The organism is Candidatus Borreliella tachyglossi, assembly GCF_003076595.1.
Taxonomy (GTDB): domain Bacteria; phylum Spirochaetota; class Spirochaetia; order Borreliales; family Borreliaceae; genus Borrelia; species Borrelia tachyglossi.
Window position 1 is genome coordinate 43,917 of the sequence record NZ_CP025786.1, and the last position, 19,674, is coordinate 63,590.

Annotated in this window: 21 protein-coding genes; 1 reads left to right on the top strand and 20 read right to left on the bottom strand. The window is 30.3% G+C overall.

All coding sequences use genetic code 11. From position 1 onward, the window contains the following. Positions 1 to 30: 30 nt before the first annotated feature. From CR532_RS04695 to CR532_RS04705, 3 genes are all read right to left on the bottom strand, one after another. Complete coding sequence (locus tag CR532_RS04695) at positions 31 to 690, bottom strand: hypothetical protein (protein ID WP_108729692.1); 660 nt, start codon at positions 688 to 690, stop codon at positions 31 to 33. A 670-nt stretch (positions 691 to 1,360) separates the two neighbouring features. Then, positions 1,361 to 2,026 carry a hypothetical protein gene (locus tag CR532_RS04700; RefSeq protein WP_159076636.1) on the bottom strand — a complete coding sequence of 222 codons (666 nt, stop codon included), beginning with the start codon at positions 2,024 to 2,026 and terminating at the stop codon, positions 1,361 to 1,363. Between the two features lie 49 nt (positions 2,027 to 2,075). After that, positions 2,076 to 2,600, bottom strand: a complete 525-nt coding sequence (locus tag CR532_RS04705) for a hypothetical protein (RefSeq protein ID WP_159076637.1) — start codon at positions 2,598 to 2,600, stop codon at positions 2,076 to 2,078. A 477-nt stretch (positions 2,601 to 3,077) separates the two neighbouring features. On the opposite strand from CR532_RS04705, the gene CR532_RS04710 reads away from it, so the two are divergent. Beyond that, complete coding sequence (locus CR532_RS04710) at positions 3,078 to 3,536, top strand: hypothetical protein (protein ID WP_108729695.1); 459 nt, start codon at positions 3,078 to 3,080, stop codon at positions 3,534 to 3,536. Positions 3,537 to 3,681: 145 nt separating this feature from the next. Here CR532_RS04710 and CR532_RS04715 read toward each other — a convergent pair whose 3' ends face one another. The 17 genes from CR532_RS04715 to CR532_RS04795 all read right to left on the bottom strand — a co-directional run bounded on the left by CR532_RS04715 (position 3,682) and on the right by CR532_RS04795 (position 19,666). Continuing rightward, the gene (locus CR532_RS04715) at positions 3,682 to 4,167 is read right to left on the bottom strand and encodes a hypothetical protein (RefSeq protein ID WP_108729696.1); all 486 of its coding nucleotides are present in this window, start codon (positions 4,165 to 4,167) and stop codon (positions 3,682 to 3,684) included. Between the two features lie 312 nt (positions 4,168 to 4,479). Next, positions 4,480 to 5,580 (bottom strand): hypothetical protein, encoded by a 1,101-nt coding sequence (locus tag CR532_RS04720; RefSeq protein ID WP_108729697.1) that lies wholly within the window; start codon positions 5,578 to 5,580, stop codon positions 4,480 to 4,482. A 350-nt stretch (positions 5,581 to 5,930) separates the two neighbouring features. Further along, positions 5,931 to 6,167, bottom strand: a complete 237-nt coding sequence (locus tag CR532_RS04725; RefSeq protein WP_108729698.1) for a hypothetical protein — start codon at positions 6,165 to 6,167, stop codon at positions 5,931 to 5,933. Positions 6,168 to 6,460: 293 nt separating this feature from the next. After that, positions 6,461 to 7,528, bottom strand: coding sequence for a hypothetical protein (locus tag CR532_RS04730; protein ID WP_108729699.1), 1,068 nt, complete (start codon positions 7,526 to 7,528; stop codon positions 6,461 to 6,463). Positions 7,529 to 7,844: 316 nt separating this feature from the next. Beyond that, positions 7,845 to 8,672, bottom strand: a complete 828-nt coding sequence (locus tag CR532_RS04735) for a hypothetical protein (RefSeq protein ID WP_108729700.1) — start codon at positions 8,670 to 8,672, stop codon at positions 7,845 to 7,847. Positions 8,673 to 8,821: 149 nt separating this feature from the next. Next, a complete protein-coding gene (locus CR532_RS04740) occupies positions 8,822 to 9,037 on the bottom strand; it encodes a hypothetical protein (protein WP_108729701.1) in 216 nt (71 codons plus the stop codon). A gap of 1,201 nt (positions 9,038 to 10,238) precedes the next feature. Beyond that, complete coding sequence (locus tag CR532_RS04745) at positions 10,239 to 11,591, bottom strand: PBSX family phage terminase large subunit (RefSeq protein WP_108729702.1); 1,353 nt, start codon at positions 11,589 to 11,591, stop codon at positions 10,239 to 10,241. Between the two features lie 2 nt (positions 11,592 to 11,593). Continuing rightward, positions 11,594 to 12,163 (bottom strand): hypothetical protein, encoded by a 570-nt coding sequence (locus CR532_RS04750; RefSeq protein WP_108729703.1) that lies wholly within the window; start codon positions 12,161 to 12,163, stop codon positions 11,594 to 11,596. A gap of 192 nt (positions 12,164 to 12,355) precedes the next feature. Next, on the bottom strand, positions 12,356 to 12,505 hold the full coding sequence (locus tag CR532_RS04755; RefSeq protein WP_159076638.1) for a hypothetical protein: 150 nt from the start codon (positions 12,503 to 12,505) through the stop codon (positions 12,356 to 12,358). Between the two features lie 920 nt (positions 12,506 to 13,425). Then, positions 13,426 to 13,971: a chromosome replication/partitioning protein gene (locus CR532_RS04760; protein ID WP_108729705.1), complete on the bottom strand. Its 546-nt coding sequence runs from the start codon at positions 13,969 to 13,971 to the stop codon at positions 13,426 to 13,428. Between the two features lie 58 nt (positions 13,972 to 14,029). Then, a complete protein-coding gene (locus CR532_RS04765; protein ID WP_108729706.1) occupies positions 14,030 to 14,785 on the bottom strand; it encodes a ParA family protein in 756 nt (251 codons plus the stop codon). Further along, on the bottom strand, positions 14,761 to 15,369 hold the full coding sequence (locus CR532_RS04770) for a DUF226 domain-containing protein (RefSeq protein WP_234416443.1): 609 nt from the start codon (positions 15,367 to 15,369) through the stop codon (positions 14,761 to 14,763). The genes CR532_RS04765 and CR532_RS04770 overlap by 25 nt, the downstream gene beginning before the upstream one ends. A gap of 22 nt (positions 15,370 to 15,391) precedes the next feature. Further along, complete coding sequence (locus CR532_RS04775) at positions 15,392 to 16,513, bottom strand: plasmid maintenance protein (protein ID WP_108729707.1); 1,122 nt, start codon at positions 16,511 to 16,513, stop codon at positions 15,392 to 15,394. Positions 16,514 to 17,409: 896 nt separating this feature from the next. Further along, on the bottom strand, positions 17,410 to 17,778 hold the full coding sequence (locus CR532_RS04780; RefSeq protein WP_108729708.1) for a BBA14 family lipoprotein: 369 nt from the start codon (positions 17,776 to 17,778) through the stop codon (positions 17,410 to 17,412). After that, positions 17,771 to 18,157: a BlyB family putative holin accessory protein gene (locus tag CR532_RS04785; RefSeq protein WP_108729709.1), complete on the bottom strand. Its 387-nt coding sequence runs from the start codon at positions 18,155 to 18,157 to the stop codon at positions 17,771 to 17,773. Before CR532_RS04785 ends, CR532_RS04780 begins: the two co-directional genes overlap by 8 nt. 15 nt (positions 18,158 to 18,172) lie before the next feature. Then, positions 18,173 to 18,340 (bottom strand): BlyA family holin, encoded by a 168-nt coding sequence (locus tag CR532_RS04790; RefSeq protein WP_108729710.1) that lies wholly within the window; start codon positions 18,338 to 18,340, stop codon positions 18,173 to 18,175. Between the two features lie 117 nt (positions 18,341 to 18,457). Continuing rightward, entirely contained in the window at positions 18,458 to 19,666 is a 1,209-nt protein-coding gene (locus CR532_RS04795; RefSeq protein ID WP_108729711.1) for a DUF685 domain-containing protein, read from the bottom strand. Between the last annotated feature and the right edge of the window lie 8 nt (positions 19,667 to 19,674).

Below are 19,674 nucleotides of genomic sequence, written 5' to 3' on the forward strand. Positions count from 1 at the left end.
TATATTAAATATTCCTCTTCAAACTATCTTTTAACTCCTTTTTTCAATCTCATCTATGAAATCTGTAAAGCGTTCACCTTTATCCTCATAAGTGAAGGCCTCTTTAATATTCTCAAAAATTTGATTGCTACCTCCTTCCATCTCATCCATAAAAACACTACCTGCTACTTGTACGAAAAATCGATTGATAGATTCTGGATTCCCTTCCTCAGTACCTTCAGGAGTAAGAACATATTTTACTAAAGCATCTACTTGTTCATCACCCTTGATGTCTAAAGGAGACTCAATCTTAGCTTGCTTGAAAATGTCGCTGTCCTTACCACGCTTGATTATATCGTAAACTTCTTTTGATGTGGCGGCTTCCCTTTTTATTATGCTATACATCCTGTCCATACCTTTTCCTAATTCTGTCCTCTTAGAGGAATCAGAATCATTTTTTTCTAACCATTCAAAGAATTTTTTATGTCTCTTTCTCATAGCTGGATGATCCTCATCCTTAAAAAACCAGATGATATCACTTAAAAACCCTTTTAAATTTTCAAATGTATCTCTCTTAGCTTCAACTTCAGCTTCAGCTTCATCATCTAGTGCTTCTGGTTGCTCTGCAACCTTCACAACAGCTACCCCATTTAGTATGCAACTCAATGTAAAAGCACTTAAAACTACAAAAAAAATACTAATATTTTTCAAATTTCCTCTCCTTTATAACCTATGTCTATACCACTCTAATATTAAGCTTATAGCAAAAGAGATAACTTAAAAGCAAACTTTATTATTTTGGAACTCAAAAATAACAAAGGTCAAGCTCCTTCCTTATCCCCAAAAACACTAATAATCTAGGATTGCTAATTATCCCTTAAGCTTACTTGTAAGCTTAAGCACTAATAATAGCAAGTATTATCTTGCACACTACTGACGGTCACACTTAAAAGATTGCCTATATTAAATGATAAGCCTCAAAGGTTAATTTTAAATGTTAATTTTAAATCCAAGACAACGCAGGCAACATCAGGTATTCAGGGAGTCAACATTGCCTACATTATCATGTCTTCTTTAAAAGAAAAACTTACATCAAAATTAAAAATATACAAGCCTTATAATTGGAAACTTTTCTCTAGAATTTCTAAAAATAACTTAATCACCCATTGCCACGCATTTCCCTTCTTTAATAGGACTCTTGTAACTCAGTATGAATAAATTGATCTACATGATTATAATTTTATAAGCTACCCAAACGCTATAAATTTCCTAATAATTACACACAACTCAAACTGCAAATTTGACACAAGGCCAATAATAATTAGTGCAAACTTAAACTACTTTAAGAAAAATATATTCGAGTATACTTTTGATATTCAATTTAATTCCTACCAGTTGTTTCAAACTTATACATGGATAAAAAATTATTAATTTCAAAAGTATACACTACATTATCATGAGCAATTAAATTAAACTTAAGTTTTTTCTGTGCAATTAAATACTTAAACAAAGTATTATTAAGTGTAATTTTTAAAATATTGGATACTTTCACCGGATACTTGCCCAAATATGTCTCACCAACATCATCCTTGCCAATTTTAAAATATGCTACATCTGCTGATCTAAAATCAAGCTCAGGCATATTATCATTATAGCTCTCAGCATTGCTTCCCTCAAAAATGACATCCTTAAAATTTATTAAGCGTCCATTATCAACTACAGTAAACTGCAAACAATAATATGGGTAAGTCTCAAATAAACTTTGCTTATCATGCTCATCTAACAATTTAAAATTGTTAGAGTTGACATTTATATCCCGCTTCTGAAACAAAATACTCACTATATGTCCGGACTTAAATGTTTTGTAATAAGATTTATTTATATTAATACTCGAGGGATGTTCATATGAATGATAATGGCCATTTACATCCTTAGAATCATTTATAAATTCTCTAAATAAGTATATGCAAAATATTATGAGGCATACCAAAAAACATACAAATACTCCCGAAATTATTTTAAAGAAAGCATTCTTGAAAATATTCATGTGATCTCCAATTAAACAATTTTGTTTAAAATCTTCAATCCCAAAACCTTTAAGAATTGCTAAAATGTTGATCAATAAGGTTGAAGAATTGTTTGCCACCTTCTAAACTCACATCAAAAGAAACATCCCGAGCTATACCACTTTCTCTCTCGACGCATTCAACATTAAATTTAAGACCCTCCTCTCCTCGTGCAAACTCCGCAAGTCGTAAATGTTCACCCAAATCAGTATCCAACTTAACCAAAAATCCTGTCTTTGTAATCGAATCATCAAAAGGCAACTTATACTGCTTCCCATCAAATGGCAATTGTTCATCAGGATCATACAAAGCATTAGGATCAAGCGGAACATCGTTGAAAGAAACCCTTAAAAGATTTAAAGGTATATCAGCTAGTATATTAAAGTCCAAAGAATATGTCCCCCTAGCATTATTATCATTATTATAATAAATAATAAGAGAACCTAGATTATTAGTTAAAGTCATCCTAACTCCAACTTTACCTAGATTACTCTCATGAATAATTTCAATCTCCTCTCCAGGATTTAAATTACTACAAGCGATAAGTATTGACATTAAAACAAATAAGATTAAAGTTACAATTCTCATTCTTTAAATTATAACTCACACTTGAGTACCTTTAACCAAATACATATAAAACTCTAGATTTATTTTATTAATTGTATAATGTAAATATAAGGTACCTAGACTATAAATGCCAAGATTATAACCCTAGATATGAAAATTTCAAATACAAGAGTTTCATTATTACCACTTGGCGCAATATCTTTTATTTCAATCATTTACCTCAAATTGATGATGAGGCTTGATTTCTTATACTATTCATTTATATAATCAATGTTTTTCTTGCTAATCACTCCCATCTATTTCAACTTGTAATAATGCAGACACATTATGTGTATATTATATTCCGAAAAATATTGTTATTTTAAAATAATGTAATACACTTGTGCTTTTCTAATAAAATTGCTAGTATTATAGAAACTACATTAAGTTATTGTGTCTTACACACAATAAAAAGGAGAATATTTAATGAAAAAAATCATTTTAATGGCTTTAATGGCATTGTTTGCTCTAGTAAGTTGCAAGCATGATTATGAGGGTACATCTGCAGCATCAGTTTCTGATCTTAAGACTTACCTTGACGGCTTTGTTAGTTCAAAGGGCAAAGAATATGTCACTGAAAACCTTCAGGGTGTTCTTAACCAGCTAGAAGCAGGCAAAAAAACAAACTTCTTAAAAGCGTTTACTTTAAAAACTGATGCAGAGAAGCCTGGTTTAGACGATAAGAAGAGAAAGGAACTTACTGATCTATTTAAAGAAGGACTTAAAGTATACGGCCTTGAAGGTACTGATGCAGGTAGCTTTGAGAAGATACTTACTGATCTTAAGGCTACAGCTCTAAAAGATAAAACTAAAGCTAACGATGATAAAGCTCTAAAAGATACAGCTAAAGCTAACGATGATAAAGCTAAAGCTCAGGTTAAATAAAGCTTTACCCAGTGGTCTTTCAAGCCCATCGGCTAACCAAAAAATTTTAGGTTGACAATATATACGCTACCCACGTAGCGTATATAGTCTTTACGCTTTATTAAAAATGAAAAATCAGTAAAACCAAAATCCAGGAAATTAATTCTTATGCCCCCACATTTGACATGCCCTTAAGAAGCTTAGTAGCACCATCTGGCAGCATACCCATAATATCATCTCCAATCGGTAATCCCATACCGCCCCCCTCAGCTGCTCCTGCAGGATTTAAAAACTTACTAAAACCATCCACAAATTTTTTCATATCCCCTTCGGTTAAATTTAGATTACTAAATCTGGATCTGAGCTTGTCTTCAAGCCCCTTTGCATAAACTTGCTTTTCCTCATCAGTACCTTTATATGCATCAATCTTCTTATAATCATCATAAAATGCACTAAATGCCTCTAGATAATTACCCTGCTTCTCCTTTGGGTATTGATTTAAAAACTCCTCAACCTTGCCTTCATCAACCTCCAAATTAAGGTTTTCCTTAGCATACTCCTTAAGATCCCCCACCATTTCTTGTTTATTTTTAACATTCATGTTACAAGAACAAAATAATGCCAATATACAAATAATAAAAACTCGAACCACTATTATCTCCTTAAGATTTTATTGTTTTATTAACACAAGAATAGCGCAAATATAGCCAACATAACAGTTTTGATATAAAATCTAACTGCTACTTAAACAATTTTGTGTATTAGGTAAATATTAAACAGAATAAAACTTATATCCCAAATAAGTTTTACCTTACGTGAGTTCAGATACTATTTTGCAAATTTTGTGTTCCTGAAAGCTACGCAAACAAAATACATTAATTTTAAGCCTGAATTGGGTTTAAAGACCAAAAAACTAAAGCCTTAAGGAAGCTTTTCCAAAGGCTTATGGTTTCATGAAATAATTCTAATTTAATCTCCTGCATCTTTCAATGTTTATTCTTCTACAGCAATTTTTCCTGATGATTTTTCTGGTGATAACGTTTGATGATTGCTGTGACTTATCCTGCGATGAGACTACCGAGCTTTTATCACTTGAGCTACTCTCTGTTAAAGATTGCTTGCTCTCCGTAACCCCTAATGATGACTGACTAGATATTGCATTCGATAATGTATCCTCTCTGGTATCTGATCTACTAGAACTTCCTGTTGGTGATGAGGCTGAAGATTGTAATGTTATTGTAGTATCTGCTGATGTCTGACTGTCCGTTGTTGATTGACCTGTAGTACCTAATGATGACTGACTAGATATTGCATTCGGTAATGACTGACTACCCAATGCTGATGAAGGCACTGTTGTTGATGCTGATACTATACCCTGATTTTTTACTGTTGAATCCTTTCCTATTGGTGATGTTCCATCTACTGCTGGTGATGACTCTTCGCTTGCACTGCCTGATAATAATTGACCAGCTGTAATACTTGATGACAAATCGGATCTATTACCTAAGTCGCTGCCACTACTACCTAAACTACCCGATCCTCCTACACTATTTGTTGATGTTAACTTATCGCTTTGTGATGAAGCAACACCTAATTTGCTATCTGATCCGCCCGTTGTACCTGCTGATGCACCAGATTTTTCCGCATTTCCGCCTGCACTACCTGATTCATTGGCACCGCCTGCTAATGAATTAGATTTACCATCTGATCCGCCCGCACCACTTGCACTCTCAGCACCAGCTACCCCACCTATACCGTTTGCACCAGATTGTCCTGCCTCTCCGCCTGCGCTGTTTGCATTCTCGATGCCAGATGCTTTACCTGAATTGCTAAAATCGCCTGCTTTTATATTACCTTGCTTGTTTGCAACAAGCACCTCCCCACTCGAGCCAATCAGTTGTCTTTCCAATCGACCGTCCTGGCTTTGTTGCCCATAATCCAAATTATGATTACCATGTCTAGTTCCCGCAGTTATTTTGCCCTCTGGCATAACGTAATGCTTACATCCAACTATACTCACTGAAAGCAGCAATAAAAATAATAAACCTCTCTTTTTAACTATCATATTATTAATCTCCTTACCACTTAACTTAAATATCAACTTATATTAATACTAATTTAGTATAATATAAGTTCGTATTTTTACAAACTCCTATTGTAATCTATTTTAAAAATAAATATCGATTTGTACCTCTTTTATGGTATCTTGGCAAGTCTACTAACAATAAGAGAGTAAGCAAAAAAAAGGAGGTCTTTAAAGTTTAATCCTTAAAAGACCCTTACATTTGTATTATCTAATCATTATCCAAGTTCAAAACTGCTTTAATTATCTTTTTTCATTTACAAAAACACTACCAAGTAAGCTCTAAAGTAACATAATGACTCATACACTTTATTGGATTTCTATTTAATACCTTAAAGAAAATTGTCCTTACGCATAAGAACTGCTTTAAATTCACTTAAAACTGTAGTATTATTTTGTTCTTCTATCTTAGTATTTAATTCTTTCAAAAGTGTTTCAACTTTTTTTAGTGATACCACGCCATCAGAATCTGCCTTTATATCATCCACTTTTGAAGTATAATCAAGATTACATCCAACTAAAACAATTATTAGTAGCAATAAAACCAATAGGCCTTTATTAAATCTCATATTATTAAGCTCTCTTCACGATTTATTTATCTTAGTATCAATTTATATTAATACTAATTTTAGTATAGTACTATGCTATATATTTATACCTTTATAAGTAGTTTTTGATAAAAAGTGTATTATTTTAACAAAGTACAATAAGATTCGTGATCTCATATCTAACCACAAAGATTTTTATGAGGACAGAGCATAAAATAGCCTCCAAGGAATACCCTTGGAGGCCTTCAATCTATTTAATTAATATATTTACTAAAATCAACAAACAGTTTGTTCCGTGTCAACTATCCAATCTCCTACTGTTCTACCTCTACTATAGCAGCCTGATTGTTGGTAACAAACTCTTTTAGCTGTTCTGCAGTAGCTAGATTATCTAGCACCCTAACATAATCCTTGGAAACTGTAAGCTCTCCATACTGTTCTTCTGTAGTATTGTCGTCTGGATATGTATAGTTACTGAATGAAAATTTTATTTTAGAAGTTGAGCTATCATAGGTAACCTGATCAGGTGTAAATATTCTATCAGTTTCTGATTCTCTATCTCCAAAATTCACTAATATTGTTTTTGTAGCCCCCCAAGAAAAGTTTTCATGATCCACCCTAATGATTTCGCCTGGTTTAGCTATAGCCTGTTTCATATCAACTAGAAGTTCAGAACCTATCCGGACACTCGCTATTTCTTCACCAGTATAAAACACCAAATACACCGGTATAAGACCCGCTTCTTTTCCTTGTTCCTTCAGTGCATCTATCACTTCAATAAGATTATTAGTTTTTGTCTTTAATGTTTGCTGTGTCAGACCTAGCATTATCATATTTATATAGTTCAACTCTGCATCTTTTATATCCTCTAGAACCTCTCCCTTGTCTGACCACTTAGGCATATCCTTTAGTTCTAATGTCTTCTTTTCTTTCTCTACTAAAATACCTTTATGATTCCTTTTCCCTCTTAATAAACTGAATTCAATATTCAAATTACTTAAAGGACTTACCAATTTGTCTGTAGCAAATACAGTCATTATCATATCTTCTGGGCTAACATCACCATCTGGTAAAAATTCATCTGGATTCTTTGCCCTAAAGTCATCCTCATCTAGTTCAGATTTTAAGTCTTTCACATTTATCTTTCGTGCGTCTGGATCCTCTTCTGTTCCCTTTGACCCGCCTAGAGGTGTTACTTCATCCTCTGTTGTTGTGCCTTCTGCACCCTTTGGAGGTGTGACTTTATCCTTTTTACTTGGATTCTCTGTTGTTCCTCCTTCTGCACCCTTTGGAGGTGTTTCTGGTTTCTTGTCCCCTAATTGATTACAGGAAACTACTGCAACAAGCAATAAAACCAATAAATTTTTTATATTAAATCTCATAAAATCTCCTTACGACTTATTTACTTTAATATCAAATTATATCAATATTAAATAGGTATACTATTATACTGTACATTTATAATTTTGTAAATAATTCTTATTAATATTAGATATTATTTTTAACAAAATCCAATAATGTCCACTGGATTCGCATCTACTCGCAAAGATCTTTATGAGGACAGAGCATAAAATAGCCTCCAAGGAATACCCTTGAAGGCTTTCGATTTATTTAATTGATATTTTCTAATACTTGCTTATATCTGGAGACATTATAAATAGCCCCCCATGCAATCCCCATCAAGTATTAGCCTATTGTCTATTTACTTACTATAGCAGACTGATTTTTGGTAACAAAATCTTTTATCTGGTCTGCAGTTCCTAGATTCTCTAAAACCTTAACATAATCTGGCAAGAATTGAATATACCCTTCTTCTGTTACGACCCCGCCATCAGCTTTGCTACTATAAGGACCATTGAAAAGTTTAAATATTATTTTAGAATCTGAACTACTATAAGTAACGGATCTAGGATACAAGGTACTATTCTCATCTTCACAAATTAACCCCATACCAGGAAACTCCAATTCCTCACCCTTATACTGCATAAGAGAAATTTCCTTGTCAGGCTGAGCCATAGCTTCCTTTAAATGTTTTAACTGCTGATTGTTAAGCACTATGCTCATCTTTTCATCTGCTTTAAGACCAATCTTAAACTCTAACAATATTGATAAAAAATCCGAAGCATCAAGATTTTGTTCTTTAACTTTGTCTAATACCTCTACAACCTTATTAGTCCCAAGTTTGCTTAAAGCATCATCCGTACTTAAAATAGTTATCTGTTGTAATTTCTCATCTCTTATATCCTCCACAATCTCATAAATTATACTATCTGGATTACCTTCGACTGGTTTGATTGTCTTTGATTGTTTTAAACTAACGCTTATATTCAAGTTGTCTAGAGGACCTAACAATTTCTTTACATCAAAGGATATATCTGAATTTGATATAGCTGAATTTGGTACATCTGATGCATTTTTGCCTAGATTCGGATTCTGTTTTAATTTTTTCTCCACAAAATCAAAACCCACATCTGGATTACAAGATAATGCGAGAATAGACAATAAAACAATAATTATTTTATCCATTAAATTTCTCCTTTAAAATTTTGTTACATTATTATGATAAATATATTATTGTAATATATATTAGTATATTACTGTATAATAATGTACTATGATTATCAATATAATCATTATTATTTTTAAATATTAATTATGTATTACCCTTAACTTACTTAATTGTAGGGATTCCTAAAGCATTGGGGGTCTGTATTATTAAGCACTATACTAAAGTCTACACTCACCTTTGACTCAAATTCACTTACTGTTTTGCTATAACCCTTGCAAATGATATACTTTGCTACAATAGGTTTAAGTTTTGCCTCTGCTGTATTAATATTCTTGCTAATCCCCTTAAGTTGCCTAAGTTTTTTGTCTATACTTATTAACACGCCGTCCTAATTATATGATACTCATATTTAATTTTCCTTAAATTACTATTAGATATTCTTAAACAAAGTAATTTTAACGAATAGATGCAAGTCTTACCAATAAACTTATTTAACACTACTACAATCTTTAGATAATCTGCAGTATTGCTATATCTAAAGTGATCAAGCACATAAAACCTAAAAGCCTAGTATTATTTATTAGAATAATAGCTTTTAGGTTACAAAGAAATAGAACATGATATCGTTGGCTGAATTTTAATAAGTTAGTTAACCCTAAACCAAAACTTAATTTTCACTTCCAAATACAATAAAATTAATATAAATTTCTTTTATTCCTTAATGACTGACAAAGCAATTTAATTGATCTGTATAACAAGTTTAAATGCTCACGGCTACCCTAGCTAATAAACCTTTAAACTCTTTATACTAAAGTTATAACAATCTATATAGTCTAAAATAAAACTATATTGCAACACCTGAAATATTCAGTTACAATTCCCAACTTTGTTCATGATTTATATCATAAAAGTTTAAATAAATATTTTGAAAAACTTTATATAAACCCTTTCAAAATAAAATTTTTAAAATACTTCCTATTTTATTCAATGATTAAGTATTAGGAATTAATTAATAATACTATTATAATTAAAATTTTAAAAAGTAGATATTACCTTAATATCTATTAAATTGCGATATAGTTTTAGTTATATTTTTTAATAAAATATAACTTGAGTTTCATACTGTATGTTTAATAGCTAATAAAGGTTATTTAAAAAAATACTTATCCCCTAATAACAATTTAAAAAAGTACCAATACTCAAATAAGGCTCCGAAAGGGGGCTTATTTGGGTCCTTTGTTCTCCTGCACTATTTAAGACTCTCGGGTTTCACTTGCTCATTCTAGAGTTTAAATAGTTCTCCCCTTAACTTACTCAAAAACCTGATTGCATTCTTAAAAAGTGAAAACAATTTCACACTTAATTGAACATTTAAAAATAAATGTTCAATTTAATACATAGTATATTGATAACTACAAAATTGCGCTATCCTTTATAAGTAAAAGTCACATTTAAAATGATTTCCTTCATTAAAATGGACTCGAAGAATTACATCAAGCTACAGTTTCAGTGTTGGGCTGTGGCTTTTAATTTATTTTGCTTAATACCAAAAACTTTGAATTCTAACCTGCAATTAATCGGGTCTAGATATATTTGATTTTAGTGAAATGCTTAAGTTTATCTTGATGCTGAAGGCTTAAGAGCAAATAACAAGCACTTAAAGCATCAAGACAGTCATCCCTGCCCTTAGAGTCTCCGCTATAGCAATAAATATCATTAATAACATTTTTATCGGTAATTTTTAAAAATTCTATTCTTCGAGCACTAAATAGTGGAATTAGTGTACATATTCGCATAAATTTATTACTTAAAGGTTTAACTGCTGCTATTTTAAAATAATGATTTAGTGAACCACGAATAGATATCATTATCTTTGTTAAAAATCCATGCCCATTAGTATTATCTCTGTCTTCAACATAAAGCGTATTGATATTAAAATTCTCAGCTAGTACACTAATTGCATTAAGAATAGAACCATCACTTATTGGCTTTCTATCCTGATAAATATATGTATAATATTTATCGCCTATTCTCTCGAGTACGCAAATAGCAGTATTGTCCATGCCAAGAGAGAATGCAGGATCAATATACATGATTGGACTCTTAAATACATAATCTTCATTTAAAATCACCTCATTAAAACAAGCATCAACACTCGCAGTCCATTCACCAAGCAGTACGCGTGCCTTGTAAGCAGTTAAATTTTTATAAATCATTTCCTGAGTCTCAATGAAATCGCTTGTATTTAAAGGATTATCATAAACACTAAAATTATATGTCCTATATACATCCTCATTATCAATATAATCTGTCTTAAAATAGTGTGCAGGATGATCGGGATTGGTATCAAAAATAATAATAGCAGGTTCCTGTCTTAATCTTTTCATCACCTCAAGCAACGTCTCTTTATGCATCAAGGTTGCCTCATTAATATACACTAAAGCAGAATTCCCACCTCTAATCTTTGAGAAAGCATCGCTATTCTTACCCCCATAAATATTAAGCCTTAGCCCCGCAATCACGCATGAAACATTCCGAGAATCTTTAAGAATATACTCTATATTCAAAAGTTCACATATTTTTTCTATTTGCTTAAGCGTATTAGTAAGCAAAGAGCCAATTGAATTTCCTACAATAAAATTATTAGTATCCCTGTGATAACAATGTTTATTTTGAATTAAAAACTTAATAAGCAAATATGAAGCTAAGAATGTCTTCCCACTAGATATTCCACCACTAAAGATTAACTTAGGGCAAAAATTGTTATTAATGTCGTTAAGTACTTCACGCTGTTTAGTGCTTAAATATTTATCTTCAAATAGCTTAAAATCAATCTTTGCATATCTATTCTCTGAAAACTTAGCAATATTAATATTAAATTTTTGATTAAACCTTTTTTGTAATTTACGGAAAACCGATAAATCATTTAACCTCAAGACTACCCCAGCTTTAATCCCTTAGATTTAAAAATTTCCTTGATTTTCATTAAACACTCATAATCTTCAGTCATATCACTTAAGATAAGCTTTTTGGCAACACGATTCCTCTTATAAACTTTAAGCTTTAACTCAAATTTAAGTTTTTTGCAAAAATCTTTATCCTCACAGCCGCTAATCTCTCTTTCTAAATCTAAAATTTCCTTATTAAGGTCAATGAGCTTGCGAAAAGTAGCTCCCAGAGTAATCTCCTTACACTTAAGATGGGAATTTATGTATGAATTTGCAAGCCTATAAAAAGATTTGTGAAAACTATCTCGCTCCCCCTCAAGTCTATAAGCCTCAAAAGTAGCATCCCTAGCAAGACTATCTAAGTCATCCTCATTTAAAGTTCCAGGAGCTTTTAAAGTAGCAAGATTATTATCAACATGCTCTGCAAAATCACCTAATCCTGCAAGCCTAGCCTTCAATACCGCAGATTCACTTACATCCAAAACTCTTGCAATGTCAGCTACACTTAAGTTTGATCTCAATAAAATTTTATATTTTTGTTCTCTATTTTTAAATGTCATTTATATAAATTGTAAACAAGTTTTTACAAAAATACAAGATTAAACTCGCTTGTAACCCAAATCTCAGTGCTACACACCTTAAAGCATTAACATAGAAAATCAAAAGATATCTTTAAGTATCTATTCTCCTTAACGACCATACAAATATATTCTCCCTTTAAAGATTGTTAAAAAATCTAGTTAATAAAACATTTACTTCTTTCGTTCCTGCATACGCTTTAAAAGAGAATCAAAATTACTCAATGCTTTTCTTCTCTCATCTTTTCTTATATATGCATTTCTCCATCTTAATGTCATTTCAGATAACTTATTTTTAGCATAACCTAATACTTTAAAAGACAAGTAAATTAATAACAAAATTAAGCATAAAAATATTAACCTTTGTATAAACAACTCTATATCCTCCTATTGACATTTATCAACACTACTTAAATCTTAAAAATTGTCTTCTAAATAAATGAGATCAAATCTACCCATAAAGACATTACCAGTAAATTATAATCAATCTATTAAAAGACTGAATTTATACTCTAAGATATTATTAAAATAATGTCAAACTCAAAATGTATATGATATAAATGTCTACTCTTATACTTCAATGTTTCTTGCAAATAATAAGGGCTTAAAACCTAAAACAAATTTAGAGTCAATTAAATTTAATAACTATCAATGCTACTCCGTAACTGTTGCCATAGCAAATTAAACTCATTCGCATTCATGCTTAAAATTACACAAGAAGTCTCTGTTAGTCTTTGTAAAACATAACAGAAATATTTTAAAAAGACATTCAAAAAAAGGGCTTGCGCCCTTTTAAAGAGAATTTATGAAAAAAATAGTAATGTTAGATTTAAAATTAAAGGGTCTATTAGAAACTCCACACCAAAATCCCTAATAAACCCTTTAAGGTAACAGGTCCTTATATTAAGAGTGACATATTGCATGTCAATCTGTACTTACTATAATATATAACAATTTTTAATATTTTGCAAATAAATTTAGCATTTTTTTAACAAAAATAAAAAGAAAAATAAATATTATAAAATTATGTTAAATAACTTTATTTTTATTAAATTGACTCTTAATTATCAAAACCTAATTCTCTTCTAAGTTTCCAAAAACAATCCCAATTTCTGTTAAACTTTAAATAAAAATAAGGTTAATTAACATTAATATCTATTTCTGTTAGATTTATTTCTAAAATTCCTCTGCATATAATTTTTGATACAAAAAGCTTTCGAAATAAATCTAGCATTATAAGAACTCTATCTTCTTCTCTTTTTTAAATTCTCGAATTCATTCTCTATTTTTGTTAAAAACTCTTTTTCATCCGAGAAAACTTTCTCTAAAAGAAAGCTAGTAAGCTTAGCATTTTGCTTATAAAATGCATATGCATGTGGACACTTAAGTTGAAACCTTAAGGGTCTTAGTGGGTTTTGCTTGGACTTCTTTATGCGATGACCTTCTTTATCTTTTAACAAAAACATGGTTCCGTTGATACCATGGCTAATTACATACTTTTCCTCAACAATTCCCTCTTCAATAGCAGTTGCAATCTTGAGATACTTATATGTTTGAGTTCTTGCTAGTCTATAATCTTTAGCAAAATCATCAAAGCTTGCATAGTTATCAAGCTTATAATACTCATTGTCCTTAATTTCTTTTAAGACTTTCATTGCCTCTATCTTATAAAAGATCTCTTTCTGAAAATTAATCGTTAACCTCTCCTTAAGCTTGTTATAGTGTATCGATATCTGTTCTTCTGGAGTAATATCTTTAGATAAATTCCTTCTATTAACTTCTATTCCCATTTCTCACCCTCCTTTGTACTAGACGTACACTTAGTGTACGTAAGCTATATTTAAAGCTTTAAACCACAACGTTTTTAATCTTATGCATAAATATTAAAAGCGTATTTTGATATTCTTTTATGTAATCTTTAGTTAAATCAAAGACATCGTTCCTGGCTATTTTTCTGTTTAAATCTTCTCTCTCAGATATTGTACCTAAAAAATTATCATTCTCTTTTAAGATATTTAATAATTCCTTATGGGTATTATTCCTTTTAAATTTAGTATTAATAAGATAAATAGGCACTCTTAAGGCTAATTTCTCTATGAAAAAATTAAATAAGTCTAGGCTTTCAACTGCCCATTTCTCGGCTGTTATTGGAACTATTATATAATCACTACAAACTAAAGCATTAGTTAAAGTAAAATCTAAACTAGGATTTGTATCAAGAATAATATAGTCATAATTTAAGCTTAGTAACTTTAATTGTTCCTTAAGCCTAAATTCTTTATATGGAATTGATTCGGAATTGAATTTATGTAAAGTCAAATAACTTGGTATTAAGTCCAGATTCTTACTAATATTAACAATAGCGTTGTCAATATGCAGATTTGATATTAAAACTTCATATATATTTTTATTGTATAAGTCAACTTCTTTCTCTTTTATTATCTTAAAATAATAACTTGTAGTTGATGCTTGTGTGTCTATGTCTATTATTAACACTTTACAATTTTGTGCTAAAAGTGTCGCAAATATTAAGCTCGTAGTACTCTTGCCAACCCCACCTTTAATGCTTGCAATTGTTATTACTTTTGTCTCTTTTGTATCCATCTTGGAATAATACCTCCTTCAGGCAATCCTTTTCCATAAAATGCATAAAGTTCCCTCTCTAATTCTAAGGCTATGTTTAATAAAGTTTGGTAATAGGAACTCTTAATTTTGTCTTTTTTTAATAAAATATGCAGTCCACTTAAATAACAAAAAACTCCACCTTTCTTAAATCTAAATTCAATGTACTCACACTTCCTTAAAGTGTAAGTTTCTCTTTTGTTGTAATTCTTTACTAAGAATACTTTGTCTAACTTTTTAATTCCATAATAAATTCCCAAAAATCCGTCATCATTTCTTATAGAGAATAAGTGAAACGTGCTGATGTCCTCTATATTAAAAATTCCTCTAAGAGATATGTAAAATTTAGTTGGCTCATTTTTGCTTATTCCGAAAGTATAAAAATCGTTAAATATTTTAGTATGATATATCTTACGTCCATTGATTTCCTCTATTTTCGAGAAAACATTGTTTTTATCCTTCTTAGGTTTCCTAGACTTTTCTTGTAAGCCTGAATTTAATTCTTTCTGCTTTTGCTTTAATAATTCTAATAAAGCCGTCATCTTTCCTTTTTCCTTGGTATTCAAATATTTATACCCTTATAACTTATTATTCGACCATTTCTAGCAATTCGTAGTAGTATGTATTGTCAAATACTTTGCTATACTTTAACTCGCTTTTATTATTGATAAGTTTTTTTAAGGCTGGTATTAACACACTGTCATCTACCTTATGCCTTAACTGTTCTAATAATATACTAAAAATATTATTTTTCACATCATCTATTTTGCTTTCCTGCTTATTGCAAGTAGGAATTTTAATTTTGATTTTGTCGATCATCTTTTCTAAATCCCTATATTTGTCTTGTTCTATTATGAAATGGGGTTTTTCTTTGTAAGTTTCATATATTTTATCAATTTCCATACTTAGGTGCTCCTTGCTGTATTTTTCTTCAAGTTCTGCTTTTGTGCTTTCTAGTATTGATTTGAGTTTTTTTCTTTTAGTTTCTTGTTTGCCTTTGTATTCTCTATTCAAGTACCCTTTACTCTTCAAGAATTCCATTATACATCCTTTTGTATTACCGTTTTGTCTAACCTCTTCTTGTAGTAGTTTTAAATCCTCCTCTTCAAGTTTGTTTATGATTCTTTCACACTTCTTGAGATCTTTTGTATGTTCTATTTTCAGCTCTTTTGATATCCTTAAATTTAATAGAAAGAAAGGAAGAGTTGTCTTGAATTTGCATTTTCCTATGTATTTTATTAGGATCTCTTCTTCTTGGTTTTCGGTCTTCCCTTCTTCTTTATTATTATAATTATTAATACACTCCCATTTTAGACTCCCATTTGCTTGTTCATAAGTCTTAATTCTTTCTTTAAACTGTTTTATTTTGTTTTGCTCGATGTCTTTGAAATGAGAATTTATCTTAAAGTGACACTCTCTCTTGGGATACTGCAAAGTATAGTAAACTTCACTTCCACATTTCTCGCCTAAGTGCTTGCAGTAATTGAGTGTGATTTGAAACTTTTTCTCAAGTGCGTATAAATAATTCTGTAATGTCTTAATTTTGACAGGGTTTTGATTGTTTCTCTTCAAGTTGCCATTTAAAAAATATAAAATATTTTGCTGTGTGTATTTATTTAATTTTAAGTTCATGAAGTTAAGTGTCGATACAAGTATGATCAGGTTGTATCGATATCGGTTAGTTTTTCCCTTTATGCTCTTGGTATTCACTTTGGTTACTCCTAATATAAGTATTTCTAAGTATAATTAAAGTAATAGTACAATTTATCTGAAAAGTAAATAGTAGTTCTAGCAAATATAAAAATAAATTAAAATTTATTTTTATATTTGCTAGAACTACTATTTACTGACATATATTCAATTTATTAGTTTTTTTACAAAATACTTTACAAACTTTTGTTTTTGCTATATCATAAAACTGTAATCACTTATGTTAAGAGAACAAATGAGTACTGGTAATTTTTATTTAAAATATTTAATAAGACTAGCCTTAATCAGGCAAGTCTTATTTTATTCTGAATCTCAGGATAAAAAGTGCTAAACAGGAGATTTTGTGAAACAGTGTTATTTGTGAATTAGTGTTTTAATTTGGTTATTACCTAGACTTTGTCTTTAACTTCTTAAATATTATAATATTGAGATTTGAGCCGATAAATTATTGATGATATTTAAAAATTATTGTTTAGTGAGAGTGATAAAATTGTTAAATCAGGTTTAATTTAGGGAAATACTGTGAAGAATTATTTTAAGTAAAGCTTTAAATAGAATAATTGCAATAAATGGTATTCGTGATATAAATAAGGATTATAACACAGGGTATCATCAAACCTTAAGTATTTGTTAAAAACACTTAAGCAGAAACTGTAAGTTCACTAAGTGAACTTACAGTTTTATATCTATGTTATATGGATATTTATATCTTATATAAATATCCATTAGAAGATGAAACTCTTGATGCTAAAAATTATTTTCTTCTGATTGGGAAAAATTTAAATTTATTTTAGTAAAATTTACAAGCAAATAAAATAATTTTCTCCTGAATTTAAAAGAGAGAGTCCCAAATAGGGACTCTCTTAAGAAAGGAAAGATATTAACGAATTTTAAATTTACTTTTTTAATTTACTATATTTTTTGTATACAATTATGGCAATAGGTTTTGTAATATTGATGTAATATTTTAAATGTTCTATATTCTTTGTAACCGCATTGATTGTATGCGTTGCTTGCAGAAGGGTAGAATCAAATAATGTAAATTTAGGAAAATTTGCATCTCCAAATTTTTCTTTAGTTCTAACTAAAAATGTTTGCAAATATAAAGCATAACTTGCAAGCTTTGCCTCATATGCACTTAAAGACTTAAGTGTAGCATCACTAGGATGAGATGGTTCTTGTGGTAGAGAGGCTATAGAAGTGCATCCGAAAAGCACAATAAATAAGGGCAAGAAGAAAGAAATAATAATTGATTTGTTATTCATTATTAGTATCCATTCCTTCTTGCGTGTCTAATTTTGTTAGTTCTAGATTTAATAGTTTTGTTTTAGCCGCCATAAGCTTATTACGCTCGAGTCGTAAGTTTTCAATTAAAGCATCGTCCTCATCATTATTAATTGCGTCAACAAGATCCATGATTTTGTTGTTAACAGTCTCAAGTTCATTCAAGATGCGATTACTTTCTTGTGTTTCCATTGTTTGTAGTGAATCTAGATAAATTGAACTCATGTACCTATAAATGTCAACAACCTTCCCCATCCCCATCTTCATAAGATCACCCTCACGAGTATTACTGTATCCGAAGAATTCTATTAGATTTTGAAGTGAAATTATTCCTAAGTTAATATTGTCTGTACTTATCATAAACTGTCCTTAATTTTAATTTTTGTAATCCTTGTCAATAAAGTGTCGCAGTATTTTAATTGCTTCTCTTATAGCAGGTCTTAAAAGTATTGCTAAAGGGATTATTGTAAGTAAGGTCATACCCCCAATGATTATAAGTTTTGCCTCATCAATATTGGATAAGAATTCAAATATCCCGTTCATATTACCTCCATTTTAAATATTTTTAAAAAATGTTGTTGTGTGTATAAAGAATAAGACTTTTAATTTTGTTATAATTATATTTTAACATAAACTTAACAAAAACCGAATATGTAAACCCTACATTTTTACAAGATACGGAACATCTTTATCTGGATCATTATAGTGTATGCTAGATTTTATCATATACCACCCGTGAAAAATTTGTTTTTTAGTTTGCTGTGTAAATCCCTTAAAATGATAGTATAGTTGTTCATATGATGTAGCTTTATTCTCTGAAAATCTAATAAGTATGCTCTTAGCCACTATTTTCGAAGTTTCAGGAAATTCATCAGCCCTAATGGTTATATCTAAGTAAACCACTGTATTTTTCATGCTTCTTGGGAATCTTAGTTCTAGGTCTTCGCTCCTCATGGTTGCAATTAATGGGTTGTCTTTAAATTCATAGTAATAGTACATAGTGTCTGATTTTTTTAGCTCTTTCCAGTACTGGAAGCTAGAAGGCATGCCCTTTAAGTAATTAGGGAAGTCTAATCTATGAATCGATTTTTTCTTAGGATCAAATGCAAGCAATTGTAAGTCGTCTTGCATAGTGCCCTTTGAGGTACTGTTGATTGATAAGTTTAACTCATCAGACATATTAATCTTTTTTATGTAGGTTTGAGGTAGAGAATTGTGTACTGCTTGAACGCTGTCTATTTTTGCAAAAGTATTATTTGAATGCTCTCTTAGCTGTTCTAGTTTGGTATTTTCTGCAAAGGTCTTATTTGAATATTCTCTTAGCTGTTCTAACTTAGTAATCTCTGCAAAGGTCTTATTTGAATGCTCTCTTAGCTGTTCTAATTTAGTATTCTCTGTAAAAATTTTTTTTAAAGTATTGATGAAATTTTGAAATTCAACTAGTTCGAAATCGCGCTTGATCGGATTGTATATGGATATTTTACCTAACTTTGCATCATATCCAGAGTGATTAAGCCCTGAGATTAATGTTTCTTTGATTTTGTTAGACAACATATTAAAATCAATATGGCTTGGTACCGTTTGAAGGCCTATTAGCTTCGATATTACTTTACAGTACATTTTCTCTGTATATGATGCATCTTCAAGTAATTCCTTAGAGATTATTTCTCTTATGACTTTTTTGAAATAATCAAGACCTTCATAAAAGGTGTCTTGTTTAATTTGTTCAAGTAAGTTTTTGTATGTAATGGCGTAAGTTTCTTCAATGACATCATCAATTGGTATGAGATCATTTTGGTTAACTTTAATTTTTCTGTTAAAATCTTTTATTTGTATGCATTCTTCTGTATCAGACTCATTATTACTCATATATTCTC